The following is a 16,626-nucleotide window of genomic DNA, read 5'->3' as shown; positions in this document are numbered from 1 at the left end:
ATCAATTGATCTGGAAAGGATAAACCGCGCCTAGTTTAAGGATTTGCGTCAGTTCATCCAGTGCCGTCCGGCATTCAAGCAGCAACTGCGGGTCCGCCAGGTCGGTTTCGCTCAGGCGGTCGCGGTAGTGCTTTTCAACCCATGCGGTCAACGAACCGTACAACGGGGCCGTCATGATAACCCCTGGGTTGACCGCCGCCAGTTCAGTTTCATTCAGCGCCACGCGCAGACGCAGGCACGCCGGGCCACCGCCGTTCTGCATGCTTTGCTTGAGATCGAAGACTTTCACTTCACGGATCATTCCACCCGAGCTGGTCAGGCTCTGCAGATAAGCCCAGACACGTTCGTTGGCCTGGCATTCCTGCGGCACGATCAGCAGCATCGAGCCATCAGGGCGCGACAGGAGCTGGCTGTTGAACAGGTAAGAACGCACCGCATCGTCGACGCTGACTGCCGAACGCGGCACGCAAACAGACTGGAAGTTACCGCCGACCTTGGCCAGTTTGCCTTGCAGTTCGGCGAGCATCTTGTCGGTCTCGAGGAACGCGTCCTCGTGATAGAACAGCACTTCACCGTTGCCCACAGCGATCACGTCGTTATGGAACACGCCCTGATCGATGACGTTGGGGTTCTGTTGCGCGTAGACCACGCCTTCGTCACGCAGACCGTGCAGACGCGCGACGGCTTGCGAGGCTTCGAGGGTCTGGCGTGCAGGGTATTTCTGCGGCGCCGGGAAACGGTTGTCGAACGCACTGCGGCCGAACACGAAAAACTCGACGCCCGCCTCGCCGTACTCACGGCAGAAACGCGTGTGGTTGGCCGCGCCTTCGTCGCCGAACTGCGCCACCGCCGGCAATGCGGCGTGATGGGCGAAGTGCTGTTGATTGGCGAACATCGCGCCGAGCACACGGCTGGTGGTCGGGTGTTCGATGCTGCGGTGATATTTGCAATTGAGGTTGGCGGCGGTGAAGTGCACGCGGCCGTCACCGGTGTCGGCGCTCGGGCTAACCGTGGCGGCGTTGGCCACCCACATGCTCGACGCCGAGCAACTGGCGACCAGCAGCGGCATCGCTTCTTTGGCGGCGCGCTCGATCACCTGCGCGTCAGTGCCGCTGAAGCCCAGACGGCGCAGCGCGGCCACGTCGGGACGTTCCTGCGGAGCCAGCACGCCTTGCTGGAAACCCATGTCCATCAGCGCTTTCATTTTCGCCAGACCTTGCAGCGCCGCTTCCTTCGGGTTCGAGGACTGCTGACTGTTGCTCTGCGAGGCGACGTTGCCGTAGGACAGACCACCGTAGTTATGGGTCGGCCCCACTAGACCGTCAAAATTGACTTCATAGGATTTCATCAGCGAGGCTCCACGAGAATCTGTTGTTATAGGCTTCAGTAACTGGATTTTGAGACTGCGGTGCGGCCTTCGCGAGCAAGCTCGCTCCCACAGGGAAATGCATTTCAATGTGGGAGCGAGCTTGCTCGCGAATGGGCTCTACGCCATTTTCACGCCAGGCGTGAGGGCCGATGGCAACACCAGGCTCGGGGTTTCCAGCGACGCCACCGGGTACGCGCAGTAATCCGCTGCGTAATAGGCGCTGGCGCGGTGGTTGCCCGAGGCGCCGACGCCGCCGAACGGCGCGCTGCTCGCGGCGCCGGTCAGCTGTTTGTTCCAGTTGACGATACCGGCGCGGCTTTCCAGCCAGAACTGCTGGTAACGCGCTTCGGAATCGGAGAGCAACCCGGCGGCCAGCCCATAGGCGGTGTTGTTGGCTTCGGTGATTGCCGCGCCGAAATCGGCATAGCGGATCACTTGCAGCAGCGGCCCGAACAGTTCTTCGTCCGGACGCTCGGCGACGGCCGTCACATCGACAATGCCCGGGGTCAGCAAAGCCGATTGCGCTTGCGGCTGAGTCATTTCCAACAGCGCCACCGCGCCGTTGGCCAGCAGTTGTTCCTGCGCATCCATCAGCGCTTTCGCCGCGCCGAGGGAAATCACCGAGCCCATGAACGGCGCCGGTTGCTGATCGAACGCACCGACTTCAATGGTCGAACTGACTTCAACCAGACGCTTGAGCAAGCTGTCGCCCCACGCGCCTTGCGGCACCAGCAGACGCCGGGCGCAGGTGCAGCGCTGGCCGGCGGAAATGAACGCCGACTGAATGATCGTGTACACCGCCGCGTCCAGATCGGCGACCTGATCGACCACCAGCGGGTTGTTGCCGCCCATTTCCAACGCAAGAATCTTGTCCGGACGCCCGGCAAATTGCTGATGCAGGTGATTGCCGGTGCGGCTGGAACCGGTGAAGAACAGACCGTCGATGCCCGGGTTCGCGGCCAGAGCGATACCGGTTTCCCGCGCGCCTTGCAGCAGGTTCAGCACGCCTGCCGGCAGACCGGCCTCGATCCAGCACTTGACCGTCAGCTCGGCGACTTTCGGCGTCAGTTCGCTAGGTTTGAACAGCACCGAGTTACCGGCCAGCAGTGCCGGGACGATATGACCGTTGGGCAAGTGACCGGGGAAGTTGTAAGGACCGAACACCGCGACCACGCCGTGGGGCTTGTGGCGCAATACGGCGGTGGCGTCGCCCAATGGGCCGCTCTTCTCGCCGGTGCGCTCGCGGTAGCTCTGCACCGAAATCGCGATCTTGTTGACCATGCTGGTGACTTCGGTCGCAGCTTCCCACAGCGGTTTGCCGGTTTCTTCACCGATGGTGCGAGCCAGTTCGTCAGCGTGGTTTTTCAGCGACGCGGCGAAAGCCTCGAGCACGCTGATGCGTTCTTCGAGGGTACGACGTGCCCATTCAGGAAACGCCTGACGGGCAGCCTGCACCGCCGACTCGACCTGCGCGGCCGTCGCGCCCTCGCCCGCCCACAACACCTGCTGGGTCACCGGATTCAACGATTGAAAAGCTTCGCCCTGACCGGCCAGCCACTCACCTGCGATGTATAGCGAATTCATTATTTCGACTCCCGTGCAGCGGACAGCGCCACGGCGCGAACCTGATCGCCGGCGCTGAGTTGAAGACGTTTTGCGGTCTGCGGATCGACCACCAGGGTGCCCGCTGCCAGACGCGCTGGGGCAGCCGTGATGCGGCAATCCTCGCGCTTGCGGTTGTGGATGATGAACGGTGTGGCGTCATCACCCGGCGTGCCCACGGCCAGCACCAGCGCTTCGCTGTCACGCACCGCGCGGATCTTGCTGGTTTCGCATTCGATGGCCGGGCCGGCGTCGAAGATGTCGACGTAACCCTGATAGCTGAAGCCTTCGCTCTTGAGCATGGCCAGCGCCGGCTCGGTGTCCGGGTGCACCTGGCCGATGACGTTACGCGCATCCGGCGAAAGGAAGCAGGTGTACAGCGGGAATTTCGGCATCAGCTCGGCGATGAACGCCTTGTTGCCGACGCCGGTCAGGTAATCGGCCTGGCTGAATTCCATTTTGAAGAAGTGCCGGCCGAGGCTTTCCCAGAACGGCGAGCGCCCGGCGTCATCGGACACGCCACGCATTTCGGCGATGATCTTGTTGCCGAACAGCTCCGGGAACTCGGCGATGAACAGCATGCGCGCCTTGGACAGCATGCGACCGTTCAAACCGTTGCGGTAATCGGCGTGCAGGAACAGCGAGCACAGCTCGGAATTGCCGGTCAGGTCGTTGGCCAGAAACAGCGTCGGAATCTCACGGTAGATGTTCAGCTCTTGCGAAGCGCTGACGGTCAGACCGACGCGGAAGTTGTACCAGGGCTCACGCAGGCCAACCGCGCCGGCAATAGCGGAAATCCCCACAACGCGGCCGTCATCGTCTTCGAGCACGAACAGATAGTCGGCATCGCCACGCCCGGCTTCGCCGCGAAAGGTCTTCTCGGCCCAGCCGACCCGGTGAGTCAGGCGCTCTTCATTGGCCGGCAAAGTGGTCAGGCCGGTGCCGGTGCTGCGGGCCAGGTCGATCAGCGCGGATAAATCGCTGCTGCGTACGGGACGAACAATCATGCTATCTCCTCAAACGGGCCGCTCGCGCCACCCGTGAAACTCGCTAAGGCGTTAAACCGCCACCAGGCGCACGCTGGCACCTTCACCGACGCCCAGGGCTTCGGCCGCTTCCAGATCCAGAGTCACCGGTTTGCCCGGGGCGTAATCCAGCTCCAGCAACACCGCGCGGTAATCCTGCAACTGCGCGTTGGCCACCAGATACTGACGCCCAACGCCCTTGACCGGCTCGCCGATCTTCACCGGCACCACCCGGCTCTGGGCGATCGAACGGATCCCCGAGACACGTGCATGCAGGGTCGGGCCGCCATCGAAAATGTCTATGTAGTGATCGGTCTCGAAGCCTTCGCGCATCAGGATGTCGAAGGTGATCTGTGCACGTGGGTGCACCTGGCCCATCGCTTCTTGCGCGGAGTCCGGCAGCAGCGGCACGTAGATCGGGTAATGCGGCATCAGCTCGGCAAGGAAGGTGCGGCTTTTCAGCCCGCACAGGCGCTCGGCTTCGGCATAGTTGAGGTCGAAGAAGTTACGTCCGATCGCGTCCCAGAACGGCGAGTCGCCATTCTCGTCGCTGTAACCGACGATCTCGGTTACAACGGAATCGGCAAAGCGCTCCGGGTGGCTGGCGACGAACAGCAGACGGCCACGGGAATTGAGCTCGGCCCATGGCGATCCGACCAGCTCGCGCTGCACGTAGAAACTGGTGAGCAAGCTGTTGCCGGTCAGGTCGTGGCACTGCGAGAGCACGTGGATCTTGTTGTGGATCTTCAGTTCGCGCGAGGCATGCACGAACGTCTCGTTGCGGAAGCTGTAGAACGGCTCGGAGTAACCGGCCGAAGCGACGATGGCCGAGCAGCCGACCAGTTTGCCGGTGCTCGAGTCTTCGAGGACGAAGAAGTAACTCTCCTCACCGTTGAAGCTCACTTCGGCGGCGAACGATGCTTCGCTCGCGGCGATCTTGTCGCTCAGACGTTCCACGTCATCCGGCAAGGAAGTGACACCAATCGGGCTGTCCGCAGCCAGACGCTGTACCTCGCCCAGATCAGCCATTTGCGCGGGGCGCATCACCAGCATGGTGTCACTCCTTTCTCTTCAATATTCACAGAAAAAAACACCGGACCTTGTAGGAGTGAGCCTGCTCGCGATGACGGTGTATCAGTCGACATCAATGTGTCTGATACACCGCTATCGCGAGCAGGCTCACTCCTACAGTGAACGTGCCCGGTGTCAAAAATTGGGTTCGACGCCTGAAAAACTCCAGGCGCCGAAGGATCCATCAGGCTTGCGTCAACTTCGCCGCAGCGCGTTCGAAGCGGTCAAGGCCGGCATCGATATCGGTGTCTTCAACCACCAGGCTCGGGGCGAAACGGATCACGTCCGGGCCAGCCTGAAGAATCATCAGGCCTTCCTGTTCGGCGGCGTTGAAGATGTCCTTGGCCTTGCCTTTCCACGCTTCGCTCAGCACGCAACCGATCAGCAGACCGAGACCACGCACCTGGGTGAACAGGCCGTACTTCTCGCCGATCTGTTGCAGGCGGGTCTTGAATTTTTCGTGCTTGGCGTTCACGCCGTTCAGCACCTCAGGGGTGTTGACCACGTCGATCACCGCTTCGGCGACGGCGCAGGCCAGCGGATTGCCGCCGTAGGTGGTGCCGTGGGTGCCGACCACCAGATGTTTGGCCAGCGCTTCGGTGGTCATCATTGCCGCGATCGGGAAACCGCCGCCCAGGCTCTTGGCGCTGGTGAGAATGTCCGGGGTCACGCCGTAATGCTGGTAGGCGAACAGCTTGCCGCTGCGGCCCATGCCGGTCTGCACTTCGTCGAACACCAGCAGCGCGTTGTTCGCGTCGCACAGTTCACGGGCGCCTTGCAGGTACTCAAGCTCGGCCGGCAGCACGCCGCCCTCGCCCTGGATCGGCTCGAGCACGACCGCGCAGGTCTTCTCGGACACCGCCGCTTTGAGTGCGGCCAGATCGTTATAGGGAACGTGGGTGATGCCGGTGATTTTCGGGCCGAAACCGTCGGAGTACTTCGACTGGCCACCGACGTTGACGGTGAACAGGGTACGGCCGTGGAAGCTGTTCAGCGCGGCGATGATTTCGTATTTCTCAGTGCCGAAACGGTCGAACGCGACGCGACGGGCCAGCTTGAACGCGGCCTCATTGGCTTCGGCGCCGGAGTTGCAGAAGAACACGCGCTCGGCGAACGTGGCGTCGATCAGCTTGTGCGCCAGGCGCAGGGCCGGTTCGTTGGTGAACACGTTGGACACGTGCCACAGCTTGTTCGCCTGTTCGGTCAAGGCACCGACCAGCGCCGGATGTGCGTGGCCCAATACGTTGACGGCAATCCCGCCGGCGAAGTCGATCAGCTCGCGGCCGGCCTGATCCCAGACCCGGGAACCGGCGCCACGCACCGGAATGAAAGCGGCAGGCGCGTAGTTGGGAACCATTACCTGGTCGAAATCGGCGCGTTGTACCGCAGCGTGCTCAACGGACATCGGAGTCTCCTGAAGAGGAACACCCGCCTGGAACTGGCGAGCGATGAGGGGATTGTAAGGACAGTTTTGTGCCCGGCCTTGTCGCCAAGCGACAACTTCTTATAGCGCAAACCCCGGATTTTCCCGGGTTTACGGCAATGCGACATATAGCGTCGCAAAGGCGCAGTTTAAACCGTGGCTGCCGATTTGCGGCAGTCCGCAAGGATATCAACTCAACGGTGCGGCCGAGGTATGAATATGTACCGCACACCCCACGCATCGTTCTGATTTGCTTGGCGCTTTCCAAACGCCAAGGATTGGCCCGATGCCATCGACCGAACATCAGACTGCCGTCACCCTCGACACCCCTTTCGGGAAACAGCCCGACACTCACTATCTGCACCTGCAGGCCAGCCTTCCGAACTGGCTCGGCCAGGCTTCACCGAGCAGGCGCGAGGCGTTGAAAAATACCGCGCCGGCAATGCCCCTCAAGCTTCAAAAGCTTACAAGCGCTCAGCATGAGGGACTCAAGACACTCAATAACGCGCATTGGTCCGCACAGAACGATGTCGACCGCCAGCTGGAGCAATTTCGCGACATCAACGCCTTTGCCGAACCGCTGCTCATAGCCGAGATCAAGGCCCGCTTCGATCTGGAGCTGGACGTCAAGCAAACCCTGCTGCGCCTGTATGTCCCCGCCACCACGCCACTGTTCGGCATCAAGACCGGCGCGCGCACCTGGACGGTGTCGCTGCTGGAGGCTGCGCTGCACAACTTCGAGGAGAAAGAGACCGAGGACGATGCCTATGACGCTGCATCGACCTACATCGTGCAGTCCATTGCCCCGGAGCAAGCGGACGCTCAGCTCCAGACCACCCTGCAGTTCGACACCCTGCCCTGGCTCAAGGAAAAGCTGAGTATCCCGGCATTCACCAAAATGTGCCGGGAGCTGGACATTGGCGCGCAATACAAGACTTACCTGGAAGACCACCTCGGCATCAGCGATGCCGAAAAAGGCGCGGCCCTGCGCAAACATGTCGACAAGAGCCAAAAAGCCGCGCTCAAGGCTGCGCTGCAATTCGCTCGCCTGAGTGGCGATATCAGCGGCAGTTACTCGCGCACGATCGATGCCCTGATCGATGGTGTACGCCACCTGCGCATCAGTGGGCAGCACCTGCAATGTCAGGAGCTGACCATGATGGGCGCACCGCTCACCGGCATCCTGGTGTTCGCCCCGCAGGCCGATGAAGTCCGCACACTGGCGCGGGTAGTCGCCTACGTCCCGGATGACCCCGAGCATCCGATCAAGGAATACGCCTCCTCGGCGGAGCTGGAGAAGGAACTGACCCGTCAGTTGCGCTCCAGGGACTATCAGGAATTCTTCAGCCGTTTCGTCAACCACGAGCAGCGCGGTTTTTTCTTCTCCAGTCTGAACAGTCGCCTGGGGCAGGTGAAGTGGCATGAACCGGTGGCCGGCAGTTCAGAGCCGGTCTGGCGCGACGAGGCATTCGAAAAGCCTGATCTGCAACTGGCCGCCACAGTGATCGCCGGCGATCTGTGGGAGCACCAGTACCAGAAAAAACTCAACAAGATTCTCAATGACGGCCGGGTCATCGCGGTCGCCACCGCCACAGTCGATTCGAAGGCCCGCTGGGCGCTGTGGGATTCCTTCGTCGGCATCGCCTCGGCCATTTTGCAGACCGCGGCGTTCATCATCGCGCCGTTCGTGCCAGGGCTGGGTGAGCTGATGATGGCCTACATGGCCTATCAGTTTCTCGACGAAGTGTTCGAAGGCATCATCGATTGGGCGCAAGGACAGATTACCGAAGCGTGCAAGCATCTGGTGGGGATGGTGGACTCGCTGATTCAACTGGGCCTGTTCGCTGTCGGCGGCTCGATTGCCGTGGGCGAGTTTCGTAAAGTCCTGCCCAAGGAAGTCATCGGGTTCATCGAGCGTTTCAAACCGGTGAAACTGGCGAATGGCAAGACCCGTTATTGGGATCAGAACCTGACCCGCTATCAGCACAAATCCTTGCCGCCTGTCGATTCCAAACCCTCCCGACTTGGCCTGCACGAGCATCAAGGCAAACAGATTCTGCCGCTGGAAGATGCGCATTTTGCCGTCAGTGAATCGGCGATCCCCGGGCGTTACCACATCGAACATCCGACCCGTCCCGACGCCTACCAACCCGTCGTGCGCCACAACCGCGACGGCGCCTGGCACACCGAACTCGAGCAGCCACTGGAGTGGGACAAAGCCACCGCGCTGCGCCGCATCGGCCACGAGATGCAAGGGTTCACCCCGGAGCGTCGTGAACGCATTCTGCAAGTCAGCGGCTACAACGAAGACGCGCTGCGCCGGATGCACGTTGATCAGCAATCCATTCCACCACTGCTGGCAGACAGCATCAGCCGCTTCAGGATCGACCAGGACCTGCAACTGTTCATCGGTCAACTGGGCAGCGACCTGCCCGCACAATACCGCCGCGCCGATCCACAGATGCAACTGCAATTGCTCAGCGAACACGGGCGCTGGCCTGCCGACAAACGCCTGCGGTTGCTGGACGGGCAGGGAGAAGTGATCTGGCAGTCGACGAGCAATGAGTCCTTGCCACTGACCGATCTGCGTCAGAACAGCCTGATCGAGAGTGATGTGCTCACGTCACTGTTGCAGGACATGAGCGAACCGGCGGCCAAGGCCTTGCTGGGCGAAGCGTTCGGTGGCCCGAACCTGCCGCTGGAGATCCGCGCCCGTGAGTTGCGCAGACAAGTATTGCAATTGGCCAAAGCACAACGCAGCCGCCTGTTCGAGTCACGCTATAGAGCTATCGAGAACGTCGACGACCCGCTGCACGCCACCCTTGCGCAATTCGAACCGTCCCTGCCGCCGCGCGTCACTGAGGAACTGCTCCACACCACCAGCAGTGATGAGCTGTTGCAAATCAGCGAAGGTCAGCTGCCCCAGCGACAGCAGGAACTCATGCAGATGGCCGGCGAAGAAGTACGCGTCACCCGTGCATTCGAAGGACTGGAACTGGACTCGGTAACCAATCCGGACACCGACACTCTGGTTCTGCACAGCTTGCGAGGCGTGCCTGGCTGGAGTGGCGAGGTACGCCTGGAAATCCGCGACGGCACGTATGCCGGCAAGATGCTCGACAGCACCGGGCGCGCTGATGCACCCGAACAAAAGGTTCTGGTGCGCAAACACGATGGCACCTATCAGCCATTCGATGACCGCGGGCAAGAGCTGCATGCAGCCACCGACTTGTACTCAAGCATTCTCCATGCGCTGCCGGACACCGAGCGTCAGGCCATGGACATCCATATCGGCCAGGCAGAAAAACTAAAGACGGCGATCCGCGCACGACCACTTCATCGCAGTGACTTTCGCGTAGCGGTTTCGCTGGCACCGGTGCGTCACCCGGCAGTCGATACCCTGCGGCTGGTCGGACATCGCAGTTATGAACGACTGTCGAATGTGACGGACGTGTATACGCCACCGCATCTGAGAACAAACGCGCCGCCTGCGCAAGGGATTCGCCTGATCTATCGCGGCTACAGCGCCGCGGACGCACAGGCCTTTGCCGCCAGATTCGCGAACAACCACGCGGACATCACCAATGAACTTGCCCGCCTGAGAAACGAGTACACGCAACTGCGCGACAACCTGTGTGAGTGGGAAACCAGGGTTCCAGCGAACGACCCACAGAGCGCGCTCCCTCTGACTGAAATACAACGTCGCGCCGCACAACAAAGCCGCCAGGCATTCAGAGATGCAATCCAGCGCTGCTGGCGCCGGGAAACACGGGAGTCGGCGGGCTATCTGCTGCAGATCACCGATCCGATAACAGGTGATCTACCGACCTTGAGTGGCGACTTCAGCCATGTCAGATCGCTGGTCTTGAACGGCAGCGTCAGCACCCGGGGTCTCGAACCATTTTTACGACAATTCCCGGGACTGGTTTCCCTGGATGTGCAGAACTTCGATCTGCCGAGTCTGCCACGCGCTCTGACCTCGATGCCGGGCCTGCAGCGGGTGGCCATGCGCAACTGCGGCATCACCATGACCCCGGCGACCAAGGCGACACTGGCGTCCCTGCCCAGCGTTTCTGCCCTGGATCTTTCAAACAATCGGTTGGGTGAGCCGATTGATGTCCAATCGATGCGCGCATTGAGTTATCTCAACCTCGACAACACCAACATTTCGACGGTGCCGGCGGGCATGCTTGATCATCCGCGCCTGGTCTCCGGACGATTTGCAAGTAATCAAATCACTGAAATCCCTGACGAATTTTTCAATCTCGCCAGCTCGCTGAGTGACGGGTTTCGCTTTGAAGACAATCCGCAGCTGTCCCTGGCCAGCCGGGAAAAGGTCAAGCTTTACTACCAACGGACACGCAAGCACTTCGTCGTGCTGCCCGCTCCGGCAGATATCGAACTGACCACCCGGCTGTTTCCGGCAGTCGACGCTGAACGAGCAGTGGATCTGATTTATTACTTGCCCGGGACACTGGCCGAGGGCAGCGCCAGACTCACGGCATGGGAAGGCGAGGTTGAGCGGTTACGCAACGTCCTCGCACGCTGGAGCACCGATGTGCCTCAGCGCTCTCCCGCTACTCAAGAACCCTTGACAGCCAGTGAACGAAACAGCGAACTTCTCGCCAGGCTGGAATTCAGTCAAAAGCTGGAAAATTTCTGGCGTAACCGGTCACCCTTTCCTCCCAACCTCAGGAACAGCCAGCTGGAGCTGACCCTGGATTTCGTCGGTGAACTGCCGGTGCTCGATACCGATTTCAACCACGTTGACAGCCTGACGCTCCATGGCAATAAAGGGGTTACCGGCGTACAGGCATTCCTGCAGCGCTTCGAGAAGCTGACGACACTGCAACTGAGTCATTTCGACTTCGACCCGAATACGCTGTCAGCGGTTGAGCTGCCCGACCTGCAGACACTGCAACTGAAAAATTGCGGTGTCGTGATGACTCCGGAAAACCAGGCAAAGCTGGTCTCAATGCCACAACTGCGAACGCTGGACTTGAGCGACAACCTCCTGACTACGTTCCCCGATTTCACCCTCTTGCCGGAACTGACCCACGTCGATCTGGCCAACAACCAACTGTCGCAGGTTCCTCCCGGGCTGGTCGATCACGCCAAACTCAGCATCGCGGTTTTCAGCGACAACTTGATCCATGAACTACCCATCGAGTTGTTTGACCTGCCCGCCAATCGTACCGACGGTATGGACTTTGCCGGCAACGAACTGTTGCCCGAGACTCGTGAACAGATAAAAGCCTATTACCGCAAGACCGGTCAAGACTTCGACGTACTGGCCGATCCCGAGGACATCGCGCTGGCGCAATCACTGTTTCCGGCCCTTGACCGCGTCGAGGCCAGCGAGATCATTTACGACCTGCCCGGCACCCTGGCTGACAGCCGGACCCGACTCAACTTCTGGCAAACCGAATTGAATACCCTGCAGGCCGATCTCACGGCCTGGGCGGCCCAGGTACCGAACCGAGACCCCGTGACTGGCGAAGCGATCAGTGCCGCCGAGCAGATCATCAACACCACTTCGCGGAAAGATTTCGCCGGCCAGCTCGTGCAATTCTGGCGAGAGCGCTCAACGACCTCCGGCATCCGCAAGGACGTTTTCACGGCGAACCCGACGTTCCAGGGCGACATGCCGGTTCTGAGCACCGACTTCAGCCACATCCTGAAACTTGATCTCCGGGGCAATCCCGCGATCAGTGGCACAGGCCCGTTCCTTGAGCTGTTCCCCAACCTGCAGATTCTGGAACTCCACGATTTCTCGCTGGGCGAAATACCGGCATCCCTGACACGGTCGCCGGAACTCAAGGAAGTCAGGATGACCCACTGCAACCTGACCCTCACAGATACCGGCCAGAGAGTACTCCAATCGCTGTCTGACCTTGAGGTGCTGGATCTGAGCCGCAACCCGTTGATGCGCAGTCCGGACATCACGAATATGCAGGCACTTAACGACCTGCGTCTGTCCGGCTGCGAAATCACCGCCGTCCCGGAGAGGCTGGACACCCATCCGAATCTGCGCAACGCGCTGCTCGATCACAACGCGATCACCGAGCTGCCCGAAACCTTTTTCGACCTCGACATCGATCTCGCCGATACGATAAACCTGTCTGCCAACCCTCTGTCCGCGACTGCCCGCGACCGCATCAAGGCGTACTACGCGCAACATGGACTCAACTTTGACGTTCTGCCTGACCCGGCCGACATCAGCAGGGCGCGGCAACTGTTTCCGACACTGGACTTCCAAGACGCGGTTCATGCGGTTTATCAATTGCCTGGGACACTGGCCGATGGCACAGCGCAATTGATGAGCTGGGAAACGGAACTCGGCCAAATGCTCAACGAGCTCGACGCCTGGTCGCATCAAGTTCCCCTGCATGCACCTGACGGCCAGCTCATGGGCATGACGGATCGGGCAACGCAGCGCCTGCGCAAGCAGGCGTTCAGCCAGCAGGTCGAGCAACTCTGGCGCACCCGCCGTGTCGGCAGGTCGGCACAGCGATCCAACAGTTTTATCGCTGAGCCACCTTTTTTCGGTGACCTGCCTACGCTGTCGGCGGACTTCAGCCACGTCATTCATCTTTCCCTCCAAGGCAACAACAGGCTGACCTCCGCCGAAGGTTTCCTGCGATGCTTTACCGAATTGAGAGAGCTGGAAATGCGCGACTTCACGCTGGGCAAATTTCCTGAGGCTGTCGCCATCATGCCCCGGCTCAAAACGCTGATACTGAGTCGCTGTGGCATTGTTTTCGACGAGGCCGCGCAGACGCGCCTGTCTTCCCTGAGCAGACTGCAATCGCTGGACCTGTTCGACAATCCCCTGCGCCAGGTTCCGGATCTTTCCGTCTTACCGGAACTCAGTGTCATCGACCTCTCAAGCACCGGTATTGACCAGTTCCCCGTCGGGTTGGCCGAACGTCCCCGACTGAAGACGGCGTTGCTCAACGAAAACAAAATCATCGAGCTTCCCGATGCACTGTTCCAAGTGGCAGCCGAAATCAGTGACGGCTTCGACTTGAGCGACAATCCGCTGTCCCCAGATGCTCGGAACCGGATAAAAACCTACCGGCGAACCACCGGAAGCGACTTCAGTGTCTCGGTCGAACTGGCGGACATCGAACTGGCGGGGATACTTTATCCCCGCCTGGATGGAGCGCGCTTGAACGACATCGTCTATGGCCTGCCGGGAACACTTGCCGAAGGACGCCTTGAATTGGTGCGACGCCAGAGCGAGATCGCCACGATGTCCCGCGACCTTGAGTCATGGGCAAATGCAGTTCCCGTCGACCCCGTCAGTCATATGCCGCTGGCCGGCGATGCGCTTCGGCAGGAAACCGCCAACCGGACGGCGTTCAAGGAAAGCCTGGAACATTGCTGGCGCCGGATTACCCAGGACGGCTCGTCAGAGTTCGAGTTCTCGTCCGGTATTCCGATCCTCGGTGAACTGCCGGTCCTTTCGGCTGACTTCGGGCATGTTTCCACACTGAAACTGACGTGTGAAACCGACAGCGCCCCGCGCATCGGCCAATTCCTGAAGCATTTCCCCAATGTGCAAAATCTGCAAATCCAGGGTTATCAACTGGGGAATATTCCCGAGGTGATACTGAATATGGAGGAATTGACTGTGCTCAGTCTGCCCGGATGTGATATCGCACTCACAGAGCAAACGGTGCAGGCGCTGAGCCGGATGAACAACCTCAGCCGTCTGAATCTGAATAACAACCCGTTAACCGTCACGCCGGATCTCAGCCAGATGACCGCATTGTCCTGGCTGGATCTGAGCGGCACGCAGCTTAGAGAAATTCCATCAGGATTGCTCGATCGTCCTCACTTGACGTATGCCGACCTGTCGAACAACTACATCATCGAGCTGCCCGCCGACCTCTCGAACGCCAGCAGGACATACTTCAATTTCAGCGGCAATCGGCTCTCTCCAGAAAGCCTGCAACACGTGGAGGCCCAGCGACTGGCGAGGGAAAACGCACTGGCCGAGGAAAAACGCCTGCAGGAGGAAGCCATGGACTTTGCAGACTCGGATTTTTCTCTGGGCAACGGTCAGTCTTCGGCGTCGAACGGACTGTCGGAATCGTCCGCCTGACGGTCCGCGTCTAGCCGCGCTCGGGTGGTACCGACGACAATTCGAACGGGCTGCTGCTGCGCCGCTGGTTGCGATCTTCCCGCGGCGTGGCACCGAAGAAGTTGCGGTAGGCGCTGGAGAAATGCGGCCCCGAGGAGAAGCCACACGAGAGGCCGATCTGGATGATCGACTTGCTGGTCTGCATCAACATCTGCCGGGCCTTGTTCAGGCGCAGTTCCAAGTAGTACTGGCTCGGCACACGGTTGAGGTATTGCTTGAAGATCCGCTCCAGTTGCCGACGGGATACGCACACGTGCTGGGCGATTTCGTCGGTGGTCAGCGGCTCTTCGATGTTGGCTTCCATCAGCAACACCGCTTGGGTCAGCTTCGGATGGCTGGAGCCGAGGCGATTCTGCAATGGAATGCGCTGACGCTCACCGCCCTCGCGGATGCGCTCGACCACCAGTTCTTCCGAGACTGCGCCGGCGAGTTCGGCGCCGTGATCACGGGCCAGCACCGCCAGCAACAGATCGAGCACGGACATGCCGCCGCACGCGGTCAGGCGATCGCGGTCCCAGTCGAACAAGTGGCTGGTGGCGATGACTTTGGGGAAACGCTCGGCGAAATCGTCCTGCCAGCGCCAGTGCACGGCGGCGCGATAACCGTCGAGCAGACCGAGCTGGGCCAGCGGATAGACACCGGCCGACAGACCACCGATCACGCAACCGGCGCGCACCAATTGCTTGAGCGCACTGCTCAGCGCCGGTGCCAACGTGGTCGGCGGCTCATCAGCGAGCAGGAACAGTTTCTGGAAGTTTTCGAGCTTGCCGGCCCAGGGTTCACCGGGCAATTGCCAGGCACCTTCGGCTGGCGGCTCGGCCTGCAGAAAGGAAAGCTCGTAAACCACATCCGGGTGCACCCGCTGAGCAACACGCAAGGCTTCCTCCGCCAGCGCCAGCGTCAACGCTTTAGTGCTGGGCCAAATCAGGAAACCAATTCGATGGGCAGTCATGGGCGGGCAATCCGAAACGAACAACGGTGATGAAGGCATGGGCCAATGCTAGCCCGGAAATGAACACAAATCCTGAGTCCGACGCGGATCCCGGTAGGAGCTGCCGAAGGCTGCGATCTTTTGATCTTCGAAAACAGGATCAAAAGATCGCAGCCTCGTTGCACTCGTCAGCTCCTACAGGGAATTTTGTCAGCTCCCGAAGGCTGCGAAGCATGCACTATCGAAGTGCACAACGGCAGCCCTGTTTTATTTCAGGCTACCCGACAGGAACTGCTGCAAGCGCTCCGACTGCGGGTTGACCAGCACTTCGCGCGGGTTGCCGCTTTCTTCGACGACGCCTTTGTGCAGGAACACCAACTGGTTCGACACTTCACGGGCAAAGCCCATTTCGTGGGTCACCACAACCATGGTGCGGCCTTCCTGCGCCAGTGCCTGCATGACTTTCAGCACATCGCCGACCAGTTCCGGGTCGAGGGCCGAGGTCGGTTCGTCGAACAGCATCACTTCCGGTTCCATCGCCAGCGCCCGGGCAATCGCCACGCGCTGCTGCTCGCCACCGGACATGTGCCCCGGGAACGCGTCTTTGCGATGGGCCACGCCAACCTTGTTCAGGTAGTACTCGGCTTTTTCCCGAGCTTCGTACTTGGGTACGCCGAGCACGTGCACCGGCGCTTCCATGATGTTTTCGATCGCGGTCATGTGCGACCACAGGTTGAAATGCTGGAACACCATCGACAGGCGCGAACGCATGCGTTGCAGTTGCTTCGGATCAGCGGCTTTCAGCGCGCCGTCCTTGTTCGCCACCAGTTTCAGCTCTTCGTTGTTGAGCAGGATCCTGCCGGCGTGCGGCTGCTCGAGCAGGTTGATGCAGCGCAGGAAAGTACTTTTGCCGGAGCCACTGGAGCCGATGATGCTGATCACATCGCCGGCGGCGGCTTTCAGGGACACGCCCTTGAGCACTTCGTGACTGCCATAGCGTTTATGCAGGTCTTGGACTTCAAGTTTGTACATGCGGTCGGTTCTCACAAAAACAGT

Annotated in this window: 8 protein-coding genes; 1 reads left to right on the top strand and 7 read right to left on the bottom strand. The window is 60.4% G+C overall.

Going from position 1 to position 16,626, the window contains the following annotated elements; all coding sequences use genetic code 11:
- Nucleotide 1: 1 nt before the first annotated feature.
- From astB to AC0Z4S_RS14805, 5 genes are all read right to left on the bottom strand, one after another.
- Nucleotides 2-1,348, bottom strand: coding sequence for an N-succinylarginine dihydrolase (gene astB, locus AC0Z4S_RS14825; protein ID WP_064364875.1), 1,347 nt, complete (start codon nt 1,346-1,348; stop codon nt 2-4).
- A 138-nt stretch (nt 1,349-1,486) separates the two neighbouring features.
- A complete protein-coding gene (gene astD, locus AC0Z4S_RS14820; protein WP_485623592.1) occupies nt 1,487-2,956 on the bottom strand; it encodes a succinylglutamate-semialdehyde dehydrogenase in 1,470 nt (489 codons plus the stop codon).
- The gene (gene astA, locus AC0Z4S_RS14815) at nt 2,953-3,978 is read right to left on the bottom strand and encodes an arginine N-succinyltransferase (protein ID WP_024014014.1); all 1,026 of its coding nucleotides are present in this window, start codon (nt 3,976-3,978) and stop codon (nt 2,953-2,955) included. Before astA ends, astD begins: the two co-directional genes overlap by 4 nt.
- Before the next feature lie 51 nt (nt 3,979-4,029).
- Nucleotides 4,030-5,049: an arginine/ornithine succinyltransferase subunit alpha gene (gene aruF, locus AC0Z4S_RS14810; protein ID WP_471878069.1), complete on the bottom strand. Its 1,020-nt coding sequence runs from the start codon at nt 5,047-5,049 to the stop codon at nt 4,030-4,032.
- 202 nt (nt 5,050-5,251) lie between these two features.
- Entirely contained in the window at nt 5,252-6,472 is a 1,221-nt protein-coding gene (locus tag AC0Z4S_RS14805; RefSeq protein ID WP_485623563.1) for an aspartate aminotransferase family protein, read from the bottom strand.
- A 304-nt stretch (nt 6,473-6,776) separates the two neighbouring features.
- On the opposite strand from AC0Z4S_RS14805, the gene AC0Z4S_RS14800 reads away from it, so the two are divergent.
- Nucleotides 6,777-14,600: a dermonecrotic toxin domain-containing protein gene (locus AC0Z4S_RS14800; protein WP_485623561.1), complete on the top strand. Its 7,824-nt coding sequence runs from the start codon at nt 6,777-6,779 to the stop codon at nt 14,598-14,600.
- Nucleotides 14,601-14,610: 10 nt separating this feature from the next.
- Here the strand turns inward: AC0Z4S_RS14800 and argR are convergent, their stop codons facing one another.
- Nucleotides 14,611-15,591, bottom strand: a complete 981-nt coding sequence (gene argR / locus AC0Z4S_RS14795) for a transcriptional regulator ArgR (RefSeq protein ID WP_253504574.1) — start codon at nt 15,589-15,591, stop codon at nt 14,611-14,613.
- 246 nt (nt 15,592-15,837) lie between these two features.
- Nucleotides 15,838-16,602: an ABC transporter ATP-binding protein gene (locus AC0Z4S_RS14790; RefSeq protein WP_186529828.1), complete on the bottom strand. Its 765-nt coding sequence runs from the start codon at nt 16,600-16,602 to the stop codon at nt 15,838-15,840.
- Nucleotides 16,603-16,626: the final 24 nt, after the last annotated feature.

This window comes from Pseudomonas sp. 1L-B-1-E-C1 (genome assembly GCF_057291835.1).
The sequence above is the reverse complement of the archived record's forward strand: the minus strand, read 5'-3'. Positions and strand labels throughout refer to the sequence as shown.